The 10,414-nt window shown below is 69.9% G+C and carries 9 protein-coding genes; all 9 read right to left on the bottom strand.

Translation table 11 applies throughout. From position 1 onward, the window contains the following. Positions 1-228: 228 nt before the first annotated feature. The 9 genes from JQC91_RS05975 to JQC91_RS05935 all read right to left on the bottom strand — a co-directional run bounded on the left by JQC91_RS05975 (position 229) and on the right by JQC91_RS05935 (position 10,306). Entirely contained in the window at positions 229-858 is a 630-nt protein-coding gene (locus JQC91_RS05975) for a protein-methionine-sulfoxide reductase heme-binding subunit MsrQ (protein ID WP_203285904.1), read from the bottom strand. A gap of 1 nt (position 859) precedes the next feature. After that, positions 860-1,762 (bottom strand): protein-methionine-sulfoxide reductase catalytic subunit MsrP, encoded by a 903-nt coding sequence (msrP, locus tag JQC91_RS05970; RefSeq protein ID WP_203285903.1) that lies wholly within the window; start codon positions 1,760-1,762, stop codon positions 860-862. 99 nt (positions 1,763-1,861) lie between these two features. Next, entirely contained in the window at positions 1,862-3,385 is a 1,524-nt protein-coding gene (locus JQC91_RS05965) for an FMN-binding glutamate synthase family protein (protein ID WP_203285902.1), read from the bottom strand. A gap of 75 nt (positions 3,386-3,460) precedes the next feature. Beyond that, positions 3,461-4,213 (bottom strand): M48 family metallopeptidase, encoded by a 753-nt coding sequence (locus JQC91_RS05960; RefSeq protein ID WP_203285901.1) that lies wholly within the window; start codon positions 4,211-4,213, stop codon positions 3,461-3,463. Between the two features lie 171 nt (positions 4,214-4,384). Further along, the gene (locus tag JQC91_RS05955) at positions 4,385-4,858 is read right to left on the bottom strand and encodes a fasciclin domain-containing protein (RefSeq protein ID WP_203285900.1); all 474 of its coding nucleotides are present in this window, start codon (positions 4,856-4,858) and stop codon (positions 4,385-4,387) included. A gap of 213 nt (positions 4,859-5,071) precedes the next feature. Continuing rightward, positions 5,072-7,681, bottom strand: a complete 2,610-nt coding sequence (clpB, locus tag JQC91_RS05950) for an ATP-dependent chaperone ClpB (RefSeq protein ID WP_203285899.1) — start codon at positions 7,679-7,681, stop codon at positions 5,072-5,074. Between the two features lie 169 nt (positions 7,682-7,850). Further along, the gene (locus tag JQC91_RS05945; RefSeq protein WP_203285898.1) at positions 7,851-8,192 is read right to left on the bottom strand and encodes a DUF2853 family protein; all 342 of its coding nucleotides are present in this window, start codon (positions 8,190-8,192) and stop codon (positions 7,851-7,853) included. A 65-nt stretch (positions 8,193-8,257) separates the two neighbouring features. Further along, positions 8,258-8,944 (bottom strand): extensin family protein, encoded by a 687-nt coding sequence (locus JQC91_RS05940; protein WP_203285897.1) that lies wholly within the window; start codon positions 8,942-8,944, stop codon positions 8,258-8,260. Positions 8,945-9,040: 96 nt separating this feature from the next. Continuing rightward, positions 9,041-10,306, bottom strand: a complete 1,266-nt coding sequence (locus JQC91_RS05935; protein WP_203285896.1) for a PRC-barrel domain-containing protein — start codon at positions 10,304-10,306, stop codon at positions 9,041-9,043. Between the last annotated feature and the right edge of the window lie 108 nt (positions 10,307-10,414).

The raw sequence follows: 10,414 nt of genomic DNA, 5'->3' as shown, positions 1-10,414 counted from the left end.
CCTCAGCGCCGCCGGTGAGGGGGTATTTACGGATGGGGTCGGGGGCCCGCAAGCGGTTTTTGCAGGTGACCGCGATTTTTTTCGGAACTTTCCGCGAAAGTCAACGAAAACAAGGGTTTGGAGCCTGATTTTTCTTCGCGGAGGGGCTTCTGGGACCCCGTTTCTCAACCCTCGGGTGTGAATCGGGGGGGAGGAGGTGGCCTCTGGATTGTGCGGGGGGCCGAAGCCTCACCAGCGGCGGATCCACGTCGCGCGAAGCCCGACCAGACCGACGGCGAGGGCGAGGTAGATCAGGCTCTCGGTGGTCCACACCTTCTCCTGCATCACGAAGTGGACCGCGCCGAGGACGACGGCCACGTAGACGAGGCGGTGCAGCCGCTGCCACGCCACCGACGACATCGCCTTCATCGCGCGGTTCCACGAGGTGACCGCGAGGGGGATCAGGAGGAGGAAGGCGACGAAGCCGACGACGATGTAGGGCCGCTTCACGAGGTCCGCGCCGATCTCGCTCCAGCGCAGCGCCATGTCGAGCACCAGCCACACGAGGAAGTGCAGCGCGAGGAACAGGAACGCCAGCAGGCCGAGCGCCCGGCGGAACTTGATGAGGTTGATCCGGGCGAACCGCAGGAGCGGCGTCACGCATAGCCCCGCGAGGAGCAGCTGCAGCGAGACGATCCCGTAGCGGTGCTCGAGGTACTTGGCCGGGTCCGCCTGCACCGTCATGTCCGGGGTGATCAGCGCCGACACGAAGATCCAAGCCGCCCATGCGGTCCCGGCGAGGTAGACGACCCACGTGGGCACCTTGCGCGCCCAGCCGGAGATCGCAGGCCCCCATCTCTGCGCGACGGCGGCGACCACCTCAGTAGTTCACCGTCAGGTCCATGCCCTCGTAGAGCGACGCCACCTGGTCGGCGTAGCCGTTGAACATCAGCGTGTCCTGCCGGCGCGCGAACAGCCCGCCGCCGATCAGCCGCTCGGAGGCTTGGCTCCACCGCGGGTGGTCCACCTCGGGGTTCACGTTGGCGAAGAAGCCGTATTCCTGCGGCGCGAGATCCTGCCACGTGTTCAGCGGCTCCTCCTCCACGAGCGAGATGCGCCGGATCGTCTTGATCGACTTGAAGCCGTACTTCCACGGCACCACCAAGCGCATCGGCGCCCCGTTTTGGTTGGGCAGCGCCTTCCCGTAGAGGCCCGTCGCCATCATCGTCAGCGGGTGCATCGCCTCGTCCATCCGCAGCCCCTCGGTATAGGGCCAGTCGAGGATGGGGTACTGCACCGCCTCCATCACCTCGGGGATCACGGCGGTCTCGAACTTCACGTAGCGCGCGCCGTCCTGCACCCCGACCTTGGCGAGCAGCTTGTTCAGCTCGAACCCGTTCCACGGGATCACCATCGACCACGCCTCCACGCAGCGGAAGCGGTAGATGCGCTCCTCCGTGGGGATGTCGCCGATCAGGTCCGACAGCTCGTACTCGCCCGGATTGTCGACCAGCCCGTCCACGACCAGCGTCCACGGCGAGGTCACCATGTCCTGCGCGTTCTCCAGCGGCTCGTCCTTGCCGGTCCCGAACTCGTAGAAGTTGTTGTAGGAGGTGATCTGCTCGAACGTGTTCGGCTCCAGCCCCTCCGCCACCTCCTGCCACGACAGCGCGGGCGTCGCGAAGAGCCCCGTCCCCGAGGCCGCCATCGCGCCCAGCACCTTGCGCCGGTTCCACATCCATTCGGGCGTCACCTCGGCGCGCGTCAGGTCGGGCTTGAACATGGTCGGTCCTCTCGGCTCGTCTCCCTGCCCCCTACCGAACTGCCGTGCAGGTTTCGCCTAGGGTCACGGGAACGTAATCCCCCGCGAGGGGGAGAGGTTTCATTCCGCCGCCATCGACGCCTTCTCGGTCACGCGACCGTCACGCGGGAAGAGGACGTTCATCGGCACGCTCGTCCCGTCCGCCTGCACGATCCGGACGTGGCGCCGCCGCATCTCGCGCGGCTCGGCCACGCCGACCGAATGCGCGATGACCTCCACCTCCTTGACGATCCCGCGCGCGTAGTTGGCGACCTTCCTCCACTTGTCCTCCACCACGAGGCCCTTCTGGAAGCGCGGGTCGTGGCTGGTGATCCCCGTGGGGCAGGTGTTCTTGTTGCACTTCAGCGCCTGGATGCAGCCCAGCGCGAACATGAACCCCCGCGCGTTCGCGACGAAGTCCGCGCCCGCCGCCAAGGCCCACGCCACGTCGCTGGGGTTCACCAGCTTCCCGCTCGCGATCAGGCGCACCCGGTCCTTCAGGCCCGCGTCGTCGCGCGCGGTCGCCACCATCGGCAGCGCCTCGCGGATCGACATCCCCACGAGGTCGATCAGCGGCATCGGCGCCGCCCCGGTGCCGCCCTCGCCCCCGTCCAGCGTCACGAAGTCCGGGGCGCAGTCGTCGCCCGCCTCCATCCGCGCGGCGATCCGGTCGAACAGCTCCTCGAACGGCTCGCGCGCGCCCGCGACGGTCTTGATGCCCACCGGCTTGCCCGACACCTCGCGCAGCCGCTTCACCATGTTCAGCAGTTCGTCCACGTTCGACGCCTCGGAATGGCGGTTCGGGCTGATCCCGTCCTCGCCCGGCCGCAGCCCCCGGATCTTCGCGATCTCCGGCGTGATCTTGGCGGCGGGCAGGATGCCGCCCTTCCCCGGCTTGGCCCCCTGCGCCAGCTTCAGCTCGAACATGCGGACCTGGGGGATCGCCGCGACCTCGCGCAGCTTTTCCTCCGAAAGGTTGCCCTCCACGTCGCGGACCCCGAACTTCGCGGTCCCGATCTGGTAGACGAGGTCGCAGCCGCCTTCGAGGTGGAACTCCGACAGCCCCCCCTCCCCGGTGTTGAGCCAGATGCCCGCGTCCGCCGCGCCCTTCGACAGCGCCCGCACGGCGGGCTTGGAGATCGCGCCGTAGCTCATCCCCGATATGTTGAAGATCGACGGCGCCTCGAACGGCGCCCGCGCGGTCGGCCCGATCACCAAGGGCACCGTCTTGGCCGCCATCGCGTCTAGCGGCGGGAAGGCCGCGTTCACGAAGAGCGGGGTTCCGGCCGCCGCGATCGAGCGGGTCGAGCCGAAGGCCACCGTGTTGCCCTTCCCCGCCCCGGCCCGCGCAACCCACTCCCGCTGGGCGCGGTTGAACGGCAGCTCCTCGCGGTCCATCGCGAAGAAGTACTGGCGGAAGAACTCGCCCAGCTCGCTGAACAGGTGCCGGAAGCGCCCGATCACCGGGTAGTTGCGCCGGATCGCGTCCGCCGTCTGCGTCCGGTCGATCACGAACAGCACGGCCGCTACCAGCGCGGCCAGCCCGATCACGAGCACGAAGCTCAGCGCCAGCACCTCCAGCGCCCAGACACCCCAGTCGATCATTCCGCGTTTCCTTTCCGACGACCCGACCCTCGTGCCGAGCGCCGCGCCAAGCAACCCCCTTCGGCCGCGCCCCGTTCACACGGCGGCGATCGCCGCCTCCAGCGCCTCGATGCGCGAGCGGGGCGCGGGATGGGTCGACAGGAACTCCGGCCCGCGATTCTGCACCGCAGCATCCATGCGATTCCAGAGACTTATGGCGTCGCGCGGGTCGTAGCCCGCCGCCGCCATGTGGCGCACGCCCATGACGTCGGCCTCCTCCTCCTGCCCGCGCCCGTAGGGCCGCAGCACGCCGAACTCCACGCCCACGCCCAAGGCGCCCACGATCTCCTCGGCATACTGCACCTCGCCCCAGTCGAGCAGCCAGCGGATCAGGTGCATGACCCCGTTGCCCGCCTTGGTTGCGCTCATCCGCTCGCGGGAATGGTCCGCGTCGATGTGGCCGATCTCGTGCCCGATCACCGCGGCCAGCTCGCCCTCGGACCCGGCCAGCCGGATCATCCCCTCGTAGACGCCGATCTTGTTGCCCGGCAGGGCGAAGGCGTTCACCTGCCCGCCCCGGAAGACCGCGATCTCCCATCCGCGCGGGTCGCGCCCGGCGGCGCTCAGCAGCCGCGTCGCGATCCGCCCGACGAGATCGCGGTCGCCCGGGTCGCCGCTCAGCGGGGTCTGGCGCCTGATGTCCGCCCATGCCCGCTCGCCCATCTGCGCGGCCTCCGCTTCGGAGACGAGCAGGGGAAGGCCGTCGCAGCCCGCGAGGACGACCGGGGAGGCGAGCGCGCCGGTCAGGACGGCGCGGCGGGAGAGCGGGGCGTGGCAGGTGCAGGTCATGCTCGGCAAACCCGTCCGTGCCGCCCGCGTTCCCGTCCGCCTAGGCGACCCGCGCCGCTCCGATCCGGGGGCGGCGAGGGATCGGGCGGGGACGATCGACCCGACCCCGCCACGAACGAGAAGGGCGGGCCCGCGGGCCCGCCCTTCCGTCATGCAGCGATGCCGTCGGCCTCACTCGGGCAGCAGCACCGTGTCGATGACGTGGATCACGCCGTTGGACGCTTCGATGTCCGCTTGGACCACCGTGGCGGGTCCGACGCGCACCCCGTCGTCGAGGTCGATCAGGACCGAGCGGCCCTCGAGCGCGGTCGCGGCCTCCATGTCGTCGGTCAGGTCGGTCGACATCACCGTGCCCGGCACGACGTGGTAGAGCAGGATGTCGGTCAGCTGCTGGCGGTTCTCCTCCAGCAGGAGGTTCTCGACGGTGCCCTCGGGCAGGGCGGCGAACGCCTCGTCGGTCGGGGCGAAGACGGTGTACTCGCCGGTCGACAGGGTCTCGGCCAGCCCGGCCGCCGTGGCGGCGGCGAGCAGCGTCTCGAACCCGCCGGCCGCCTGCGCGGTCTCGACGATGTTCTGGTCTTGGGAGAAGGCGGGCGCGGCCAGCGCGGTCGTGGCGGCCAAGGCGATCATGGTGTTGCGAAGCATGTGTCTCTCCTGTTGCAGGGTCGGCGCGCAGCCGACGACGATGAGACGCATGAGCTAGGCCGCAGTTCCGTGTGAAAAGTTTCCACGCCCCTCTTGAACGCGGCCCGCCGCTACCCAAGCCAAGCGGCCTCGACCGTTCAACTCACGGAAATGTCAGCGGGCGGAAAAGCGCCGCCCCGACGCGAAGAGGGGCGGCCGAAGCCGCCCCTCCCCTCAGTGCACCACCGCGTCCTCCGGCGGTCGCCGGTCGCTGGATGCGATCCGGTCCCCGATGATCAGGCCGTCCGGCCCGGCGGTCACGGGCACCACGTCGCCGTCGCGAACCTCGCCCGCGAGGATCATCTCCGCGAGGCTGTTCTGCAGCGACCGCTGGATCACCCGCTTGAGCGGGCGCGCCCCGAACACCGGGTCGTAGCCCTCCTCGGCCAGCCACGCCCGCGCCGCATCGTCCAGTTGCAGGTCGATCTTGCGACCCGCCAGGCGCCGCACCAAACGTGCGACCTGGATGTCGACGATGCCGCCCATGTCCTCGCGTTGGAGCCGGTCGAAGATGATCGTCTCGTCCAGCCGGTTCAGGAACTCGGGCCGGAAATGCGCCCGCACCGCGTCCATCACGTCGCGCTTGGCTTGGCTCGCGTCCGCCCCGTCCGGCAACTGCGACAGCGCCTGCGCGCCGAGGTTCGACGTCAGGATGATCAGCGTCTGCTTGAAGTCCACGGTTCGGCCCTGCCCGTCGGTCAGCACTCCGTCGTCCAGCACCTGCAGCAGCACGTTGAACACGTCCGGGTGCGCCTTCTCGACCTCGTCGAACAGCACCACCTGATACGGGCGCCGCCGCACGGCCTCCGTCAGGACGCCGCCCTCGTCGTAGCCCACGTAGCCCGGAGGCGCGCCGATCAGGCGGGCCACCGCGTGCTTCTCCATGAACTCCGACATGTCGATGCGGACCATCGCGCCGTCGTCGTCGAACAGGTACTCCGCCAGCGCCTTGACCAGCTCGGTCTTGCCCACGCCGGTCGGCCCGAGGAACAGGAACGACCCCAAGGGCCGGTTCTCGTCCTGCAGCCCCGCGCGCGCCCGGCGCACCGCGTTCGACACCGCCGTGACGGCCTGCCGCTGCCCGATCACGCGGCGCCCCAGCTCCTCCTCCATGCGGAGCAGCTTCTCGCGCTCGCCCTCCAGCATCTTGGACATCGGCACGCCGGTCCAGCGCTCGACCACGGCGGCGATCTGCTCGGGGCGCACGGCCTCCTCGACCATCAGGTCGTCGGTCTCCGCCTCGCCCAGCTGCCGCTCCAGCTCGGGGATGCGCCCGTACTGCAGCTCGCCGGCCTTGGCGAAGTCGCCGTCGCGTTTGGCTTGGTCCAGCTCGATCCGCGCGTGGTCCAGCTGCTCCTTGAGGCCCCGCGACGCGTCCAGCTTGTCGCGCTCCGCCTGCCAGCGCGCGGTCATCTCGGCCGAGCGCTGCTGCAGGTCCGCGAGCTCCTTCTCCAAGGTCTCGAGCCGGTCCTTCGACGCTTGGTCGTCCTCCAGCCGCAGCGCCTCGACCTCGATCTGCTTCTGCAGCACGTCGCGGTCCAGCGCGTCCAGCTCCTCGGGCTTGGAGTCCACCTCCATCCGCAGGCGCGAGGCGGCCTCGTCCATCAGGTCGATCGCCTTGTCCGGCAGGAAGCGGTCCGTGATGTAGCGGTTCGACAGGTTGGCGGCCGCGACCAAGGCGCTGTCGGAGATCCGCACCCCGTGGTGCAGCTCGTACTTCTCCTTGATGCCGCGCAGGATCGACACGGTGTCCTCCACCGTCGGCTCCTCCACCAGCAGCGGCTGGAACCGCCGGGCCAAGGCCGCGTCCTTCTCGACGTACTTGCGATACTCGTCGAGCGTCGTGGCCCCCACGCAGTGCAGCTCGCCGCGCGCCAGCGCCGGCTTGATGAGGTTGGCCGCGTCCATCGCGCCGTCCGTCTTGCCCGCGCCGACCAGCGTGTGCATCTCGTCGATGAACAGGATGATCTCGCCCGCCGCCGCCGACACCTCGGACAGCACGGCCTTCAGCCGCTCCTCGAACTCGCCGCGATACTTCGCGCCCGCGATCAGCGCGCCCATGTCGAGCGCCATCAGCTTCTTGTCGCGCAAGCTCTCGGGCACGTCGCCGTCCACGATCCGCAGGGCGAGGCCCTCGGCGATCGCGGTCTTGCCGGTGCCCGGCTCGCCGATCAGGACGGGGTTGTTCTTGGTCCGGCGGCTCAGCACCTGCATCGCGCGCCGGATCTCCTCGTCGCGCCCGATGATCGGGTCGATCTTGCCGTCCCGCGCGCGCTGCGTGAGGTCCTGCGCGTACTTCTCCAGCGCCTCGAACGTGTCCTCGGCGGACGCGGAGTCAGCGGTCCGCCCCTTGCGGATGTCGTTGATCGCCGCGTTCAGCGTCTGCGCGTTCACCGCCCCCGCCTCAAGCGCGTCCTTCGCCTTCGACTTGGTCATGGCGAGCGCCTGCAGCACCCGCTCCACCGGCACGAAGCTGTCGCCCGCCTTCTTGGCCACCTTCTGGGCCTCGTCCAGCACGGTCGCCGTGGCGCGGTCCAGATAGACCTGCCCGGAATCGCCCGACACCTTCGGCAGCTTGGCCACGGCCGCGTCCACGGCGGCACGCACCCGCGCGCTCGACCCGCCCGCGCGGTCGATCAGGTTGGCGGCCATGCCCTGCTCGTCGTCCATGATCGCCTTGAGCAGGTGCTCGGGGGTCAAGGACTGGTTGCCCTCGCGGGCCGCGATCGTCTGCGCCGCCTGCACGAAGCCACGGGCGCGCTCGGTGAACTTCTCCAAGTCCATCGCATCTCTCCTGTATCAAAGCGCCCCGGCAGGCGACCGCCCCGGATGGGCACGGTCCCGATGGGGCCTCGCAGGACCAGATGGGAAGGGTGTTGCATCCCTGCAACCCGCGCGGCGCACGAAAAAGGGCGCCCGCGGGCGCCCCGATCCACCGTCGAAGAGGTCCGGCTCAGGAGCCGTAGACCCCTTCCTTCCCGAAGTGCTTGGCCAGCATGTAGTAGATCACGGCCCGGTACTTGCGGCTGTCGGAGCGGCCGTACTTCTCGATCACGGCGTCGATCCCGGCGTCGAGGTCCTGGCTGTCGGAGAGGCCGAACTTCTTGATGAGCAAGTTGTTCTTGATCCGCGCCATCTCGGAGGGATCGGAGGCGGCGATGGTCTCGGCGTCGCGGTTGTAGATCGACGGCCCGCAGGCGCGCGTCACCTTCCGCAGCAGATCGGGGTCCAGGTCGACGCCCTTCTCCTTCACCACTTGGATGTACTTGCCGACCTTCTCGTCGAGCTTGCTCATGGGTCGCTCCCCCGTTGATTCACGGCGCGACCCTGCCCCCCCTCCCCCGTGAAATAAAGGAAAAGTTAGCGGCAAAGGCCCCAGCCGCGGCTCTGCGCATGCAGATGGTCCGCGTGGTTCGCGTCGAAGTCGGGGCCGAGCACGGTCACGAACCACTCGCACGCCCCCGCATGCAGCGCCCGCCACAGCCGACCGTCGGGGCCGGGATCGTCCCACGCCCCCAGCAGCGGCACCTCGCGCCCGGCCACCACGACGGCGCGGATGTCGATGGCCTCGGCGGTGGAATGGGTCGAGGGCCGCGTGCCGCCCCGGACCGCGCGGCAGGCGTAGGACCCTTGGTGGCGGATCGCCGAGATCGGCGCGCCCGCGATGGCGGCGGCGGCGGGCTGGGCGGCGTGGCGCGCCCAGACGGCCAGACGCAGCGCCGCGGCGCAGGAGGTCTCCAACCGGATCGCCGCCTCGCCGACGGAGCGCAGGCCCACCCGGTGCGGGACGTCGCACGCCCCTTCGCCGTCCAGCGGCGGCAGCGGATCGAACGTCGCCACGAGGTCCAGCGCGGCGGCGCAGGCGACCGGCTCCGCGGCCGCCCGCGACAGCCGCATCGCGGTGAACGGCCCCGGTGGATCCCGAGGATCGTACCCCGCGAAGGGGTTCCACGCGGCCGGCAGGGGCGAGCGCGGATCGACCAGCGCCCACCACGCCGCCCCGCCGAGGAGGGCGAGGATCGCGAGGACGGGCAGCAGGCGGCGCATGGGGCCACGATGCATGCCGTCCGGAAAAGGGAAAGGCCCCGCACGGGGGCGGGGCCTTCCGGATCGGACCCGGTCGGGTCCGAAGGGTTCGAGCGATCAGTAGGCGTCGCCGATGGCCATGCCGAGCGGCATCACCTCGCCGGTCTCGTCCCACTCGGGCATCGCCTCGAGCTCTTCCTCGGTCATCGTGTTGATGATGAGGTTGTCGTCGGCGCCGCGCGTGAAGCGGTCCAGCGGGATCGCCACGTCGTGCTCGCCGAGGCCGAGGAAGCCGCCGACGCCCACGATGGCCGCCAGCTCGCCGCCGGCGGTGCGGATCAGGCGGTCGACCTCACCCACTTCCGAGCCGGTCTCGCCCAGCACGTCCATTCCGACGAGGTCGGAGACGCGGTTGTCGGCGAAGGCGGCGTAGAGGCCACCGGCCACGAGGGCCTCGTCGGTCTCGACCTCGACGGCCTCGACGTCGGCTTGAGCCACCACGGCGACCTCAGGCTCCGACTCCTCGACGACGATCTCGGCATCCGCCTGCTCGACCTCGATGGCGGCGTCGTCGGCCTGCTCGATGTTGACCACCGGCGCGGGCGTCGCAGCCATCTGGACGTTGCCCTCGCCGCCTTCCTCGATCATCACCTCGGCGTCGGCCTGCTCGACCGTCACCTCGGCGGCCTGCGCCCGGTTCACCTGAACCTGCGCCTCGGCCTGCGTGACGTTCACGCGGGGCTCGGCCTCCTCGACGATGATGTTCGGCTCGGGCCGCACGAAGCGCACGATCGGCTCGGGCTGCACGACCGCGACCTCGGGCTGCGACGTGGCGACGTTCACGGTCGGCTCCGGCATGCGGACGGTCACGACCGGCTCGGGGATGCGGACGACGACCTGCGGCTGGGCCTGCTCGATGGTGATGATCGGCGCCTGCTGCTCGACGTTCACGGTGGGCTCGGCCACGGTCACGACGATCTCGGGCTGCGCCTGCTCGACGAGCACCTCGGGACGCGCCTGATCCACGGACACGACCGGCTCGGCCACGTCGACGGTCACTTCGGCGTCGGGCTGCTCGACGACGATCTGGCCGCCCATCGCGTTCGCCGTGGACGTGCCGCCCTCGACGACCATGGACTCGGTCTCCATCTCGGTCTCGAGCATGAAGCCGCGCGTCTCGGCAAGGATCATCTCGCCGGAATCGTCGAGGAGCGGCTCGTTGTCCGCGTCGACGATGAAGCCGTCGTCGTTGGCCATCAGCTGCATGCCGCTCTCGTCCATGGCGGGGTTGCCGTCGGCATCGACGAGAAGGGTCTGGGCGAAGGCGCTCGAGGTGGCCAGGGCGGCCGCCGCGACGCCGGCGAGAAGGGTATGCATCTTCATGCGGTCTCTCCCGGTCGGGTTGTTTGCAGTGCCATCGGAACGGCCTCCCCTCCCCCCTTGGTTCCACCGAAAGCCGCCGGAATCTCGTTTGGAACCAGTGGTTCGGAC

Origin of the sequence: Jannaschia sp. Os4 (assembly GCF_016820245.1) — a bacterium.
In the GTDB taxonomy this organism is placed as follows: Bacteria; Pseudomonadota; Alphaproteobacteria; order Rhodobacterales; family Rhodobacteraceae; genus Jannaschia.
The sequence above is the reverse complement of the archived record's forward strand: the minus strand, read 5'-3'. Positions and strand labels throughout refer to the sequence as shown.